General features: G+C 34.7%; 15 protein-coding genes. All 15 read left to right on the top strand.

Annotation, left to right across the window (positions count from 1 at the left end; all coding sequences use genetic code 11):
- Positions 1 to 9: 9 nt before the first annotated feature.
- The 15 genes from infB (at position 10) to dapA (ending at position 16,357) form a co-directional block, all read left to right on the top strand.
- Positions 10 to 2,142, top strand: a complete 2,133-nt coding sequence (infB, locus tag FS935_RS05935) for a translation initiation factor IF-2 (protein WP_146946663.1) — start codon at positions 10 to 12, stop codon at positions 2,140 to 2,142.
- On the top strand, positions 2,139 to 2,417 hold the full coding sequence (locus tag FS935_RS05930) for a DUF503 domain-containing protein (protein ID WP_146946662.1): 279 nt from the start codon (positions 2,139 to 2,141) through the stop codon (positions 2,415 to 2,417). The genes infB and FS935_RS05930 overlap by 4 nt, the downstream gene beginning before the upstream one ends.
- 18 nt (positions 2,418 to 2,435) lie before the next feature.
- Positions 2,436 to 2,792 (top strand): 30S ribosome-binding factor RbfA, encoded by a 357-nt coding sequence (gene rbfA / locus FS935_RS05925; RefSeq protein ID WP_146946661.1) that lies wholly within the window; start codon positions 2,436 to 2,438, stop codon positions 2,790 to 2,792.
- 516 nt (positions 2,793 to 3,308) lie between these two features.
- Positions 3,309 to 4,223 (top strand): tRNA pseudouridine(55) synthase TruB, encoded by a 915-nt coding sequence (gene truB, locus FS935_RS05920; protein ID WP_146946660.1) that lies wholly within the window; start codon positions 3,309 to 3,311, stop codon positions 4,221 to 4,223.
- A gap of 65 nt (positions 4,224 to 4,288) precedes the next feature.
- Entirely contained in the window at positions 4,289 to 5,236 is a 948-nt protein-coding gene (gene ribF / locus FS935_RS05915) for a bifunctional riboflavin kinase/FAD synthetase (RefSeq protein ID WP_146946659.1), read from the top strand.
- Positions 5,237 to 5,360: 124 nt separating this feature from the next.
- Positions 5,361 to 5,630 (top strand): 30S ribosomal protein S15, encoded by a 270-nt coding sequence (rpsO, locus tag FS935_RS05910; protein WP_146946658.1) that lies wholly within the window; start codon positions 5,361 to 5,363, stop codon positions 5,628 to 5,630.
- Between the two features lie 156 nt (positions 5,631 to 5,786).
- Positions 5,787 to 7,913 carry a polyribonucleotide nucleotidyltransferase gene (gene pnp / locus FS935_RS05905; RefSeq protein WP_146946657.1) on the top strand — a complete coding sequence of 709 codons (2,127 nt, stop codon included), beginning with the start codon at positions 5,787 to 5,789 and terminating at the stop codon, positions 7,911 to 7,913.
- Positions 7,914 to 8,341: 428 nt separating this feature from the next.
- Positions 8,342 to 9,322 (top strand): polysaccharide deacetylase family protein, encoded by a 981-nt coding sequence (locus tag FS935_RS05900; protein ID WP_146946656.1) that lies wholly within the window; start codon positions 8,342 to 8,344, stop codon positions 9,320 to 9,322.
- Between the two features lie 26 nt (positions 9,323 to 9,348).
- Positions 9,349 to 10,587, top strand: a complete 1,239-nt coding sequence (locus tag FS935_RS05895; RefSeq protein ID WP_146946655.1) for a M16 family metallopeptidase — start codon at positions 9,349 to 9,351, stop codon at positions 10,585 to 10,587.
- Positions 10,588 to 10,791: 204 nt separating this feature from the next.
- Entirely contained in the window at positions 10,792 to 11,052 is a 261-nt protein-coding gene (locus tag FS935_RS05890; protein ID WP_146946654.1) for a YlmC/YmxH family sporulation protein, read from the top strand.
- Positions 11,053 to 11,430: 378 nt separating this feature from the next.
- Complete coding sequence (gene dpaA, locus FS935_RS05885; RefSeq protein ID WP_146946653.1) at positions 11,431 to 12,333, top strand: dipicolinic acid synthetase subunit A; 903 nt, start codon at positions 11,431 to 11,433, stop codon at positions 12,331 to 12,333.
- A complete protein-coding gene (locus tag FS935_RS05880; RefSeq protein ID WP_146946652.1) occupies positions 12,330 to 12,932 on the top strand; it encodes a dipicolinate synthase subunit B in 603 nt (200 codons plus the stop codon). The genes dpaA and FS935_RS05880 overlap by 4 nt, the downstream gene beginning before the upstream one ends.
- A 126-nt stretch (positions 12,933 to 13,058) precedes the next feature.
- Positions 13,059 to 14,102 carry an aspartate-semialdehyde dehydrogenase gene (gene asd, locus FS935_RS05875; RefSeq protein ID WP_146946651.1) on the top strand — a complete coding sequence of 348 codons (1,044 nt, stop codon included), beginning with the start codon at positions 13,059 to 13,061 and terminating at the stop codon, positions 14,100 to 14,102.
- A gap of 71 nt (positions 14,103 to 14,173) precedes the next feature.
- Positions 14,174 to 15,388 (top strand): aspartate kinase, encoded by a 1,215-nt coding sequence (gene dapG, locus FS935_RS05870; protein WP_146946650.1) that lies wholly within the window; start codon positions 14,174 to 14,176, stop codon positions 15,386 to 15,388.
- Between the two features lie 90 nt (positions 15,389 to 15,478).
- Positions 15,479 to 16,357, top strand: coding sequence for a 4-hydroxy-tetrahydrodipicolinate synthase (gene dapA / locus FS935_RS05865; protein ID WP_146946649.1), 879 nt, complete (start codon positions 15,479 to 15,481; stop codon positions 16,355 to 16,357).
- Positions 16,358 to 16,365 lie beyond the last annotated feature (8 nt).

Here is a 16,365-nt window from a genome sequence, read left to right as displayed (position 1 = left end):
GGTGAACGTATGACAAAAATGCGAGTATATGAATATGCGAAACAAACAAATGTATCAAGCAAAGATATTATCTCTACGTTACAAGAAATGAATGTTGAAGTTAGTAATCATATGTCAACTATAGAAGATAATGTCATTGTAAAACTAGATCAAAAATTCAAACCAGCTTCAGCATCAAATGATCAAAAAACAAATAACGAATCAACAAAGAAACCGGGGAAACAAGTGACTAATAATTCTAAACCAAACAATAACTCAAATACAAAGCCAAATAATAATAATAATAAGCCTTTTAACCAAAATAAAGGGAAAAAGAATACCAATACTAATAACAAGAAAAGCAAAAATACCTTTCAACAGCCTGCTCAACCTAAGCCTAAAAAAGAGCTACCAAGTAAAATAACGTTTTCTGGCAGTTTAACTGTTGGAGAATTAGCTTCAGAGCTAGGTAAAGAGCCATCAGAAATCATCAAAAAGCTTCTTCTTTTAGGAACTATGGCAACTATTAATCAAGATCTTGATAAAGATTCGATTGAATTGATTGCTGGTGAATATGGTGTTGAGGTAGAAGAAGAAATTATCTTTGAAAAAACTGAATTTGAAAAATATGAAGAAGAAGACAAAGAAGAGGACTTAGAGATTCGTCCTGCTATTGTGACAATCATGGGACACGTTGACCATGGTAAAACAACACTTCTGGACTCGATTCGTAATACAAAGGTAACAGCTGGTGAAGCTGGTGGTATTACTCAGCATATCGGAGCTTATCAAATTGTTGCAAATGATCAAAAAATTACTTTCCTTGATACACCAGGACATGCTGCTTTTACTACAATGCGTGCACGTGGTGCTAAGGTAACAGATATTACAATCTTAGTTGTTGCTGCTGATGATGGGGTTATGCCTCAAACAGTAGAAGCAATTAACCATGCAAAAGCTGCAGAAGTACCTATTATTGTTGCTGTAAATAAAGTGGATAAACCAGCTGCAAATCCAGATCGTGTTATGCAAGAATTGACAGAACATGGATTAGTTCCTGAAGCTTGGGGTGGGGATACTATCTTTGTACCGGTTTCAGCATTAACTGGTGAAGGTATTGAAGATATCCTTGAAATGATTCTCTTAGTAACAGAAGTAGAAGAACTTAAAGCTAACCCTAATCGTCGTGCTACTGGAACAGTTATTGAGGCTCAATTAGACAAGGGTCGTGGATCTGTTGCAACATTACTTGTTCAAAACGGTACATTACGCGTAGGTGATCCAATTGTAGTTGGTAACACATTTGGACGTGTTCGTGCAATGGTAAATGATCTTGGACGACGTGTTAAAGAAGCAGCACCATCTACACCAGTTGAAGTTACTGGTTTAAGTGATGTTCCTCAAGCTGGAGATCAGTTTATGGTGTTTGAAGATGAGAAATCAGCTCGTCAAGTAGGTGAAGCAAGAGCTCAAAAGCAAATTGATGCTCAGCGAAGCGAAGGATCTAAACTTAGTCTTGATGATTTGTTTGAACAAATTAAACAAGGGGATATTAAAGATATCAATTTAATTGTTAAAGCAGATGTTCAAGGTTCTGTTGAGGCATTAGCCGCTGCTTTACAAAAGATTGATGTTGAAGGTGTCCGTGTTAAAATTATTCATACAGGTGTAGGAGCAATCACAGAATCTGATATTATTTTAGCATCAGCATCAAATGCAATTGTTATCGGATTTAACGTTCGTCCTGATGCAGGTGCTAAGAAAACAGCTGATGTTGAAGAAGTTGATATCCGTTTACACCGTATTATTTATAAAGTTATTGAAGAAATTGAATCAGCAATGAAAGGTATGCTTGATCCTGAATTCCAAGAAAAAATTATTGGGCAAGTGGAAGTACGTACAACTTTCAAAGTATCAAAAATTGGTACAATTGCTGGTGCATATGTAACAGAAGGTAAAATAACTCGTGATAGTGGAATAAGACTTATTCGTGACGGTATTGTTATTTTTGAAGGTGAAATTGATACACTTAAACGTTTCAAAGATGATGTGAAAGAAGTAGCACGAAATTACGAATGTGGTATCACAATTAAAAACTACAATGATGTTAAAGAAGGCGACATTATTGAGGCATATGTGATGGAAGAAATCGAACGTAAATGATCGGATATGTTGATTGTGAATGCATAGTATACGACTCACAGTCATTAAAAGAAAAAAGAGCCGTTTTACAACGAGTTCTGACCAGAACCAAGCAAAAGTTTAATGTTTCTATTTCAGAAATAGACTTTCAAGATTCATGGCAACGTACAAAATTCGGGATTGTTGCTGTTAGCTCGGCGAAAGTACAAACAGAAAGAGAATTAAATCAGGTATTGAGATTTCTTGATTCCTTTCCTGAAATTGAAAGAACCATTACATCATTTGAGTGGTTTTAATTTGAAGAGGTGATTGGCATGAGCTTAAGAGCAAACCGTGTCGGTGAACAAATGAAAAAAGAGTTAGGCGATATAATAGGCCGTAAGATTAAAGACCCACGTATCGGATTCGTAACTGTAACAGATGTTAGTGTTTCAGGTGATTTACAAATTGCAAAAGTATTTATCTCTGTTCTGGGTGATGAGGAACAAAGAGAAAATACATTAAAGGGCTTAGCAAAAGCAAAAGGATTTATTCGCTCTGAAATTGGTCAAAGAATTCGCTTGAGAAAAACACCTGAAATTCATTTTGAATTTGATGAATCTGTTGATTACGGAAATCGAATCGAAACTCTTATTCATGAGTTAAATGCTCAAAATAAACAGGAGGAATAAACTCCTTTAAAGGGATAGACACCTTCGTCTATCCCTTTACTTTTTGTAAAGAATTTTACTGATATCTTTTTTAAAAGGACTTTCAAAGTACAACAAAACTTATTGCAAGGTTAAATACAATAGCTATTTTACATTGATAGAATTAATAAATCACTTACCATTGAGCTTCAAAAAGACTTTCTTTACAAAGTAGACAAGAGCCCTGGCACCATTACACTAAGAAGTTATATAACTATTCTTCAAAAGTAACCAGATCTTTAAGATAGGGTATGTTATAGCGGTTGATATTATAGTCATTGTTGATTGGAGGAAAAGGACTGAGGCGCCTGCGGGAGAGCGTGTCAAAGGAAGACCCCACAGGCACTTAGCTTAAGCTTACGAGGAGATCCCCGGACATCGGAATAAAAATGAACATATTTTTTCCCGCAGTAACTGAAATCAACAACAAATTTAACAACACCTTAAGATAAAGTTAATTGGTGATATTTTAAGGTGATTCATGAGGAGGCGTTAAGAATGGAAGGGGTTTTATTATTAAATAAGCCAGCTGGAATGACATCACATGATTGTGTGGCAAAAATGCGCAGGTTGGCAAAAACAAAAAAAGTAGGTCATACAGGAACACTAGATCCTGATGTAACAGGTGTATTACCAATCTGCATAGGAAGAGCAACGAAGATTGTAGAATACCTAACTGCATCATCAAAAACATATGAAGCTGAGGTAACGATTGGTTTTTCTACAACTACTGAAGATGCATCAGGAGAAATTGTTGAAAGAAAACCAGTTGACCGTTTAATTAAAAGTGAGGAAGTAGAAAATGTTCTATCCTCAATGGTAGGAACATTAGAACAAACTCCGCCTATGTACTCAGCTGTTAAAATTAATGGCAAAAAGCTATATGAGTATGCAAGAGCAGGTATAGAAATAGAAAGACCATCACGTACAATTACAATACATGATTTTGTATTATTAGGTGATGTGAAAAACGGAAACAATAACGTAACATTTCGTTTTCGCGTAACGTGCTCAAAAGGAACGTACGTCCGTACATTGGCGGTTATGATTGGAGAACAACTGGGCTACCCAGCTCATATGTCTCATTTAGTCCGAACAAAATCAGGTGTTTTTGATTTAGACGATTGTATGACGTTTGAAGAAATTGAGAAATCGATTGAAGACAATACATTTCATAACTCACTTATATCAATTGGTGAAGCGTTAAAAGATTTGCCGAAACTAATTATCCATGATAACCTAGCAGAGAAAGTTAAAAATGGCGCTGTTCTAGAATTACCTAATGAGTTTGAGCAACTTGAAATTGGAGCTCCTATTGCTGTTTATAATAAGAATAGTCATTGTATCGCGATCTATGCTAAGCACCCTACTAAACAAACTTTAATGAAACCAATTAAAGTTTTATTGATTTGAGCTAGGTTAAGGTGTAGTGTTCTTAAAAAGTATGGTGTTATAAGTGAGAAAAAGGTGAATTAACTATGAAACTTATTAAACTGTCTTATCCACATAATTTTAAAAAAAATGAATTTGATGAAATGGTGCTAGCACTTGGATATTTCGATGGTGTTCATAAAGGTCATCAAAAGGTCATTTTAAAAGCAAAGGAAATTGCTGACAAGATGGGTGTTAAAAGTGCAGTGATGACATTTAATCCACATCCATTAGTTGTACTTCGGAAAGAAATAGGTATTGATTACATCACACCTTTGGAAGATAAAATTCAAACTATAGAAAATTTGAATGTAGATATATTATTTATTGTAGAATTTACAAGAGAATTTGCAGCACTATTACCACAACAATTTGTAGATGAATTTATCATTAACTTAAATGTCAAGCATGTTGTTGCAGGTTTTGATTTTACATATGGTCATTTAGGAAAGGGAACGATGGAAACAATTCCTTTTCACTCAAGAGAACAGTTCTTACATACAACTGTTGAAAAACAAACGGATCATGATCGGAAAATAAGCTCTACTTTAATTCGCGAAGTAATTAGAAGTGGGGATGTTGCTTATGCTCAGACATTGATTGGCAGGCCTCACTCAACCAAAGGTAGAGTGATTCATGGTGATAAAAGAGGACGAACAATCGGTTTTCCAACAGCAAATGTAGAAGTATTTGATGACTATATTATTCCACCTACAGGTGTTTATGCAGTAACAATTAACATAAAAAAGCAAGTATACGAAGGTGTATGTAACATTGGTTATAAACCAACTTTTCATGAAGAAAAACCTCTGAAACCAAGTGTAGAAGTTCATATTTTTAACTTTAATAATGAAATTTACGGTGAAAATGTAACAGTTTTTTGGTTTAAACGTATAAGAAGTGAACAAAAGTTTCATAATGTAGAAGAACTCATTGAGCAAATCAAGCTAGATAAAGCAGCTACAATACAATTCTTCGAAAAAAAACTTGTTTAGTTCTTGCTTTATGATGAGAAAAATAGTATTCTAATTAATGTAACTTAAAACCATTGCTTGGCAAATCGATTCACCAACGATTGCTCGGTAACTGGGGTTTTGTAAAATTAAGGAGGTGAAAAGGATGGCTATCACTCAAGAACGTAAAAATGAACTAATCGCTCAGTATAAAACACATGAGTCTGATACTGGATCACCAGAAGTTCAAATTGCTATCCTTACAGAGGACATCAATAGCTTAAATGATCATTTACGTGTTCACAAAAAGGACCACCATTCACGTCGCGGTCTTTTAAAAATGGTAGGTAAACGTCGTAACTTATTAACGTACCTACGTAATAAAGACGTAACTCGCTATCGTGAGTTAATCAACAAGCTTGGTTTACGTCGTTAATTACTTTAGAAGCGGGATTTTTCCCGCTTTTTTAGTGTATTTAAATTTGAATATCACAAAAATCTATTTACATATAAAAATGAAATTGATATGTTCAATTTAAATGGTCAATACTAGTACATAAAGCAATTAAATTAGAGAAGGAGTTTTACATATATGGCACAAGAAAAGCAAAAGTTTTCCATAGACTGGGCTGGCCGTAAACTTACTGTTGAGATTGGTCAACTAGCTAAGCAAGCCAATGGAGCTGTTTTAATTCGATATGGTGATACAGCTGTATTAAGTACCGCTACTGCTTCAAAGGAACCAAAGCCTCTAGATTTCTTTCCACTAACAGTTAATTATGAAGAGCGTTTATACGCAGTTGGGAAAATTCCAGGTGGGTTTATCAAAAGAGAAGGGCGTCCAAGTGAAAAAGCAATCTTGGCTAGTCGTTTAATTGATCGTCCGATTCGACCATTATTTGCAGATGGTTTTAGAAATGAAGTACAAGTTATCAGTATTGTAATGAGTGTAGATCAAAATTGTTCTTCAGAAATGGCTGCAATGTTTGGATCTTCATTATCATTATGTGTATCTGATATACCATTTGAAGGTCCAATCGCAGGTGTAACTGTTGGACGTATTAATAATGAATATGTTATTAATCCAACGGTCGAACAAGCTGATCAAAGCGATATTCACCTAGTTGTTGCAGGAACAAAAGATGCAATAAACATGGTTGAAGCTGGTGCAGAAGAAGTACCTGAAGAAACGATGCTTGAAGCTATTATGTTTGGTCATAATGAAATTAAACGATTAATTGAATTCCAAGAAGAAATTGTAGCAGCAGTAGGGAAAGAAAAAACACAAATTGAGCTTTTTGAATTAGATGCAGAACTAGAAAAAGAAATTCGTGAAATGGCTGAAAAGGATTTACTTCAAGCAATTCAGGTTCAAGAAAAACATGCTAGAGAAGCTGCAATTAAAGATGTAAGAAATGCAGTTGTTGCTGAGTATGAAAATAAAGAAGCTGACGAAAGCACGTTAAAACAAGTAAAACAAATTCTTTCTAAAATTGTAAAAGGTGAAGTTCGCCGTTTAATAACAGAAGAAAAAATCAGACCTGATGGCCGTGGTGTAGACGAAATTCGTCCATTATACTCTGAGGTTGGTTTACTTTCTAGAACTCATGGATCTGGATTATTCACACGTGGACAAACACAAGCTTTAAGTATTTGTACATTAGGTGCTTTAGGTGATGTTCAGATTTTAGATGGCTTAGGAATTGAAGAATCAAAACGTTTCATGCATCACTATAACTTCCCACAATTCAGTGTAGGTGAAACAGGTCCAATGAGAGGGCCAGGTCGTCGTGAAATCGGACATGGTGCTTTAGGAGAAAGAGCTTTAGAACCAATCATTCCTTCTGAAAAAGATTTTCCTTATACCATTCGTCTAGTATCAGAAGTGCTTGAGTCAAATGGATCTACATCACAGGCAAGTATTTGTGCTAGTACTTTAGCTATGATGGATGCAGGTGTTCCAATTAAAGCACCAGTTGCTGGAATAGCAATGGGTCTTGTTAAATCTGGAGAGCATTACTCAGTATTAACAGATATCCAAGGTATGGAAGATGCATTAGGTGATATGGATTTTAAAGTTGCTGGAACTGAAAAAGGTGTTACAGCTTTACAAATGGATATTAAAATTGATGGTCTTTCTCGTGAAATCCTTGAGGAAGCATTACAACAAGCCAAAAAAGGTCGTATGGAAATTTTAAAATCTATGCTTGATACAATTCCTATGCCAAAAGGTGAGCTTTCTGCTTATGCACCGAAGATCTTAACGATGGCTATTAACCCAGATAAGATTAGAGATGTTATTGGACCAAGCGGAAAACAAATAAATAAAATTATCGAAGAAACTGGTGTGAAAATAGATATAGAACAAGATGGCACTGTCTTTATTTCATCAGTTAATGAAGAGATGAACCAAAAAGCTAAGAAAATTATCGAAGACATTATTCGTGAAGTTGTTGTTGGACAAATGTACTTAGGTAAAGTTAAACGTGTTGAGAAGTTTGGAGCTTTTGTTGAAATCTTTAATGGGAAAGATGGCTTAGTTCATATTTCTGAGTTAGCTGAAGAGCGAGTAGGTAAAGTAGAAGATGTTGTTTCTATTGGTGATGAACTACTTGTTAAAGTAACTGAAATAGATAAACAAGGCAGAGTGAACTTATCTAGAAAAGCGGTTCTGAAAGAGCAAAAAGAACAACAGGAAAAGTCAGAACAAAAAGGTTAAAAAGAAGTCCGGCTTTGTACCGGGCTTTTTTCAATTTACATAACAATACTGATTTTTTTCTGCAAGTTTCTTTCATTCTTTATGCTGGTGTTTGCAAGAGAATAAATCTGTCTTCGGTGAGTGAATGAGTCTATAATATGTGAAAAGCTACATAGTATGCAGAAAACAGCAAATAATTAATAATCTGCGTTAAGTACATTTACTTTAAAGAATTAGTTTCGTATGATATGGTACAAAAGAGATAGTTGTTTCCTTTTACCTAGATAAACAGGAGATAAAGATTTGCATTTTTCAACTAGTATTTGAAGAAACACCCACTGACTTTTATTTTTACACATTATCTACACTTCTTATTTGAGTTATCAGACCTTTTCTTGTTCTACCTTGTCCTCTTTTTACATATTTTTTAGTAAAAAGGGGGATATTTAATGCAAAGGAAAATCATTCATTTCATTGGGTTTGTCTTAATTTTAACAGTCAGTATTGGATTTATTGAAAATCCATTTACTTCTTCTTATGTTGATCAGATGAAACATGCAGATATTACTGTAATGAAACATCAGGACAGTTTACATAAAGAAATTGTTGAGAAAGCTAAGAATTATCATATCCCTGCTCAAAATGCAGAAGTTCATAAAGTATGGAAGGCTACTCCAGGTTATAACGGATTAGAGGTTGATGTTGAAGAATCATACAAAAAAATGAAGGTAAAAGGAGAATTTAACGAAAAACTCCTTGTTTTTCGTCAAATATCGCCTGAAGTTCATTTAGAAGATTTACCAGCAGAACCTATGTATCGTGGTCATCCGGATAAACCAATGGTATCCTTTTTGATTAATGTTGCATGGGGAAATGAATATATTCCTGATATGCTCGAAACATTAAATAAATACCATGTGAAAGCAACTTTCTTTTTAGAAGGTAGATGGACCAAAGAAAACCCTGAAATGGCAAAAATGATTGTGGATGCAGGGCATGAAGTAGGAAACCATTCGTATACACACCCTGATATGAGTAAGCTATCAACAGTAGATATCAAAGAACAGCTTTCAAAAACAAGTGAAGTCATTAAATCTGTTACAGATGTAACTCCAACATGGTTTGCTCCACCAAGTGGAAGTCTCAGAGACGAAGTAGTAAAAATAGCAGATCAAATGTCAATGAATACTGTCATGTGGACTGTTGATACAATCGATTGGCAGCGTCCAGAGCCTCATGTGTTAGTAGAAAGGGTAACAAGTAAGGTGCATAATGGTGCTTTAATCTTAATGCATCCAACTTCACCTACGTCCGAGAGCCTTGAAACTCTAATACTGTCTATAAGGAAAAAAGGCTACTCATTCGGATCTATTTCAATGATGGCTGATGAAGAGAGATTAGCAACAAATGAGAAAAAGAGCGATGAATAAGCAGCATCTATGAAGGAGGAGCTAATTTGATCAAAAAATATACTTGCCAAAATGGAGTAAGAATTGTATTAGAAAATATACCTACTGTTCGCTCAGTCGCTATTGGAGTTTGGATTGGTACAGGATCTAGAAATGAGAACGAGCATAACAATGGAATTTCTCACTTTTTAGAACATATGTTTTTTAAAGGGACAAAAACAAGGACTGCCCGAGAAATTGCTGAATCCTTTGATAGTATTGGTGGTCAAGTAAATGCATTTACATCTAAAGAATATACTTGTTATTATGCAAAAGTGTTGGATGAGCACGCACAATATGCATTAGATGTCTTATCAGATATGTTTTTCCATTCAACATTTGATGAAGAAGAATTAAAAAAAGAAAAAAATGTAGTTTACGAAGAAATCAAAATGTATGAAGATACGCCTGATGATATAGTTCATGATATTTTAAGTCGGGCTACATATGGTAATCACCCACTTGGTTATCCAATACTAGGTACGGAAGAGATTTTACAATCCTTTAATGGTGACACATTAAGAGAGTATATGAATTCTCATTATACACCTGATAATGTAGTCATTTCTGTTGCGGGAAATGTGTCAGAAGATTTTATTAAAAATGTTGAAAAATTATTTGGTTCTTATGAAACTGGTTCAACAAAACGTACTTTTGAAAAGCCTGGGTTTATGGATCAGAAATTTTCTAGACAAAAAGATACAGAACAAGCACATCTTTGTTTAGGGTTTAATGGATTAGAGGTAGGACATGAAAATATCTATAGTTTAATTGTTCTAAATAACATTCTGGGTGGAAGTATGAGTAGTCGTTTATTTCAAGATGTAAGAGAACAAAAAGGCTTAGCTTATTCAGTCTTTTCCTATCATTCCTCATATGCAGATAATGGCTTGCTTACTATATATGGTGGTACTGGAAGCAATCAGCTTAATCAATTGTATGAAACAATCGAAGAAACCTTAGCTACTTTAAAGGGAGAGGGAATTACTTCTAAAGAATTAGCTAATAGTAAAGAGCAAATGAAGGGTAGCTTAATGCTAAGTCTCGAGAGTACAAATAGCCGAATGAGTAGAAATGGAAAAAATGAACTTGTTCTTGGTCGACACCGTTCTTTAGACTCAATAATTGAAAAAGTAAATGAAGTAAGTGAAGAAAGTGTAAATGCATTAGCAAATCAACTGTTTACTGATTCGTATTCTGTTTCGTTGATTAGTCCTGATGGTAAGCTTCCGAGCAAACTTCAATAGAGGAAGTTCTAAAAGTCCGGGAAAAAAAGCTTTCGAATGTCGTCGTCAGTTCGCTGTTGTATGCTTATGTCTGAAAAGTATACACTACAACTATCAATAGCTGTATCTAAGTTATAAATTAAGAATAAAAAATGTCTGCAATTGAAAATTGTAGGCATTTTTTTATGTTTAGTAACGATATGATAGTAGTAAGGGGGAATGGACATGAGGTTAAGTGAATTAAGTGGAAAAGAAATTGTGGATGTAAAACGTGCTGAGCGTTTAGGGGTATTAGGTCAAACTGATCTTGAAATTAATGAACAAACGGGGCAAATAACAACTCTTATTATTCCTTCATTAAAATGGTTTGGATTAAGAAAGCAAGGAAATGAAATAAGAGTTCCTTGGCAACACATAAAAAAAATTGGAACTGACATGATTATCTTAGATATCCCTAATGAACAAATTGAAAAGATTGATTCCTAATATTAAAAAAGCGATTAGCAAAAGCTAGTCGTTTTTTTATGATCTTCTACTTTTTTCCTATAAACGTCATAGTGTATTTTTGTTACATGTGATTGTTTTCTATTAATAAGGCCATCAGCAATCCACTTACTGATCTTCAAAAGCTTAGTTCAGGAGCCTAAACGCACATGTTTACTGTGCATCTTGAATTTCAAATTCTAAAGTTTCTGAAAAAGAGGTATAAAAAATCAACAAACCTCTTTATAAAACACATCTCAAAATTCCTTCAGTTCATTCACCTATAATAGATTACCTACATAGAATGTTGAAGTAAGTTATCCTGATAGCTTAAAAAATCTATATAGATAACATTGCCAAAAAAGAAGGTGAAATTTTATTATGTTAACAGGATTGAATATAGCTGTAATCGGTGGTGATGCCCGTCAGCTAGAAGTTATCCGGAAATTAACGGAATTAGAGGCAAAACTATCCCTGATAGGCTTTGATCAATTAGATCATGGATTTACAGGTGCTACAAAAGTAAAAATTGAAGATGTTCAATTTGAAGAAATAGATGCGATTATTCTACCAATCCCTGGGACGGATAAAGAAGGGATTATAGATACTGTTTTTTCCAATATTGAAATTAAATTTAGTGAAGATCTACTAAAAAGAACACCAGATCATTGTGTTATCTATTCTGGTATTACGAATGATTATCTAAATAGTCTTGTTGAAAATACAAATAGAAAATTAATTCAATTGTTTAAACGTGATGATGTAGCAATCTACAATTCTATTCCTACTGTTGAAGGAACAATTATGATGGTCATTCAACACACTGATATTACAATTCACGGATCAAATATTGCTGTATTAGGTCTTGGAAGGGTTGGAATGAGTGTTGCAAGAACTTTTGCTGCATTAGGAGCTAATGTAAAAGTAGGGGCAAGAGATACTGCACATTTAGCAAGAATTAGTGAAATGGGTCTTACACCATTTCAGCTAAATGATATTGAAGATCATGTTTCAGAAATTGATGTGTGTATTAATACCATTCCACATCTTGTTGTAACTTCTAGTGTTATTTCTAATATGCCTGCTCACACATTAATAGTAGATTTGGCTTCTAAGCCAGGTGGTACTGATTTTCGTTATGCAGAAAAACGAGGAATTAAAGCATTATTAGCTCCCGGTCTACCTGGTATTGTTGCACCAAAAACAGCAGGGCAGATTGTTGCAAATGTTTTAACACAGCTTTTGGAAGAGGTTAAAAAGAATAGAAAGGGGTTTTCTTCATGAAACTTACAGGTAAAAGAATAGGGTTTGGAATCACTGGCTCTCATTGTACGTATGAAGAAGTATATCCACAAATCAAATCTCTACTTGACGAAGGTGCTGAGGTTGTACCAGTCGTTTCACATACGATGAAAAATACGACAACACGTTTTGGTGAAGCTGGTGAATGGGTAGAAAAAATTGAAAAGCTAACAGGCAATGAGGTTGTTGATTCTATTGTATCAGCAGAACCACTTGGACCTAAGCGCCCTCTAGATTGCATGGTAATTGCTCCTTTAACAGGGAATTCCATGAGTAAATTTGCAAATGCCTTGACAGATTCACCAGTGTTAATGGCTGCTAAAGCAACGTTAAGAACTCATCGACCAGTTGTGTTAGGAATTTCAACAAATGATGCATTAGGCTTAAATGGTGTGAATTTAATGAAATTAATGGCAACTAAAGATATTTACTTTATTCCATTTGGTCAGGATGCGCCTGATAAAAAACCAAATTCTATGGTTGCTAGAATGGAATCATTACTTGATACAGTGTTAGCAGCTATGGCTGGAAAACAATTTCAACCAGTTGTTGTAGAGAAATTCAAAGATCTTGAGAAATAATGTAACAATTCAAATAAATTATAAAAAATTTTTCAATCAATACGACTAGTAATGTGATAGAATAATACGTAAAAGATTTGAAGCTATAATTTATGTTTAATTATAGCTGGAAGGAGATAGAGTTTAATGGAAGCAAGAGGTTATCATGTAGCAGTAGTCGGAGCAACGGGAGCAGTTGGGCAACAAATGCTCAATACTTTAGAAAAACGTAATTTTCCAATTTCAAAATTAACATTGCTTTCTTCTGAACGTTCAGCTGGTAAGAAAGTGACGTTTAGAGATGAAGAATATACAGTTCAAACAGCAACACCTGATAGCTTTGAAGGTGTTCAAATTGCATTATTTAGCGCAGGTGGAAGTGTGTCAAAAGAGCTAGCACCAGAAGCTGTTAAACGTGGCGCAATTGTTGTAGATAATACGAGTGCATATCGTATGGATGAAAATGTACCATTGGTTGTTCCTGAGGTTAATGAAGAAGCATTGAAAAACCATAATGGAATTATTGCAAACCCTAATTGTTCAACGATTCAAATGGTTGTAGCACTTGAACCTCTTCGTAAACAATATGGCTTAAGTAAAGTGATTGTATCAACTTATCAAGCTGTGTCAGGAGCAGGTGCTGCTGCAATAAATGAATTAAGAGAACAATCACAGGCTATTTTAAATGGGGATTCATTTTCTCCTGAAATTTTACCTGTAAAAGGTGATGAAAAACACTATCAAATTGCCTTTAATGCAATTCCACAAATTGATAAATTCCAAGACAATGGCTTTACTTTTGAAGAAATGAAAATGATTAATGAAACTAAGAAAATTATGGATATGTCTCAATTACATGTGGCAGCAACTTGTGTTCGTTTGCCTGTTGAAACAGGACATTCTGAGTCTGTTTATGTTGAAATTGATGATTTAAATGTTTCTGCAGAACAGGTTAAACAGCTATTAAAAGAATCTGACGGTATTACTTTACAAGATGATCCATCACAGCAGTTATACCCGATGCCAGCAGATTGCGTAGGGAAAAATGATGTATTTGTTGGTAGAATCCGTAAAGATCTTGATCGTGATAATGGTTTCCATATGTGGATTGTTTCAGACAATCTTTTAAAAGGTGCTGCATGGAATTCTGTTCAAATTGCGGAAAGTCTGGTTAAGTTAAAATTAGTTTAATCTTTATTTGGAAGAGAGCATGGGGTAATTCCGGCTCTCTTCTCTCACGTCTATAGTAGAGGTGTTTTAATTTGAAAATTATAGTTCAAAAATTTGGTGGTACTTCTGTAAGGGATGATGATAGTCGTCAGATGGCACTTTATCATATTCAAGAAGCACTTGGAGAAGGATATAAAGTAGTTGTCGTAGTTTCAGCAATGGGTCGTAAAGGAGATCCGTATGCAACTGATACATTAAACGATCTTCTATACGGTGGCATAGAAAATATATCGAATCGTGAACAAGATATGCTTCTGTCATGTGGAGAGGTCATTTCCTCTATTGTTTTTTCAAGTATGTTAAATCAACAAAACATTAATGCAACTTCCTTAACAGGAGCTCAAGCTGGTTTTATTACTAATGAAGAACACACGAATGCAAAAATCCTTGAAATGAATTGTGAGAGATTGTTAGAAACACTCTCATCCCACGATGTTGTAGTAGTAGCTGGATTCCAAGGAGCTTCTATCAAAGGAGATACAACAACAATTGGTAGAGGTGGAAGTGATACTTCAGCAGCAGCATTAGGAGCAGCATTAGGAGCAGAGTTTGTTGACATTTTCACAGATGTTGAAGGTGTGATGACAGCAGATCCAAGGATTGTGGAAAATGCAAAACCTCTTTCAAAGGTAACATATACTGAAATAGTTAATCTTGCTTATCAAGGTGCAAAGGTGATCCACCCTCGAGCAGTTGAAATTGCTATGCAAGCAGAAGTGCCTATTCGTGTAAGATCAACCTATTCAAAATCAGAAGGAACACTTGTCACGTCTAATTCTTCTGCTAATAGAGGTAGTGATGTATGTGAACGACTTATTACCGGTATCGCTCATGTATCAAATGTTACCCAAATAAAAGTTCAAGCAAAAGAAGGACACTATGATGTACAGACAGAAGTTTTTAAAGCGATGGCAAATGAAGGAATTAGTGTAGATTTCTTTAATATAACGCCAAAAGCGGTTATCTATACTGTAATAGATAAAGAGACAGATCATGCCATCAACATTTTACAGGACCTAGGTTATGACCCAATTGTAAACAGACATTGTGCAAAAGTATCTACAGTAGGCGCAGGGATAATGGGTGTACCAGGTGTTACAGCAAAAATAGTTACTGCATTATCCGAAAGAGGAATACAAATTCTTCAATCAGCTGATAGCCATACAACAATTTGGGTACTTGTAAAAGAAGAAGATATGATAAAATCAGTTAATGCTTTACATGAGGCGTTTAATCTATCAAAATAGAGTAGATCAGTTTTTTATTGGATTTATAAATATAAATAAAGCTTCTCATAAGCTTTAATTAGTTAGATTGCAACAAAAGGAGTGAAGGTAATGTGTCATTTTGGTAAACTTTCTACAGCTATGGTAACTCCCTTCGATAAGAACGGAAATATTGATTTTCAGAAAACATCTACTTTAATTGATTATCTGATTAACCATGGTACGGAATCGTTAGTAGTAGCAGGAACAACAGGTGAATCACCTACATTAAGTACAGAAGAAAAAATTGCTTTAATTAAACATACAGTAAAAGAAGTAAATGGGAGAATCCCTGTAATTGCAGGAACAGGAAGTAATAACACTGCAGCTTCAATAAAATTGACTAAACAAGCAGAAGAAGCAGGCGTAGATGCTATAATGCTTGTAACACCTTATTATAATAAACCTAGTCAAGAAGGAATGTACCAACATTTCAAATCTATAGCAGAATCAACGAAGCTTCCAATTATGTTATATAACATACCTGGACGTAGTGTTGTAAATATGTCGGTTGATATGATTGTTCGTCTTGCAGAACTACCTAATGTTAAGGCTATTAAAGATGCTAGTGGTAATCTTGATGCAATGGCAGACATCATTGCTAAAACTAGTGATGATTTTCACTTATATTCTGGAGATGACGGATTAACAATTCCTGTCCTATCTATAGGTGGAACTGGTGTCGTTTCTGTAGCATCTCATATAATTGGTAAAGAAATGCAAGAAATGATCTCATCATTTGAGAACGGAGATCATGCTGGTGCTTCTAAACTGCACCGGACACTTCTACCAATCATGAAGCAATTATTTGCTGTTCCTAATCCTGGCCCTGTTAAAACGGCACTTCAAGTTAAAGGATTAGATGTAGGATCTGTTCGTTTACCATTATTACCATTAACAAGTGCTGAACGTATAGAACTAATGGAAACAATCGATCAAAATTTAAGATAAGGTTTTAT

This window comes from Metabacillus litoralis, assembly GCF_007994985.1.
Lineage (GTDB): Bacteria > Bacillota > Bacilli > Bacillales > Bacillaceae > Metabacillus > Metabacillus litoralis.
This window is presented reverse-complemented; position numbering and strand designations above follow the sequence as displayed.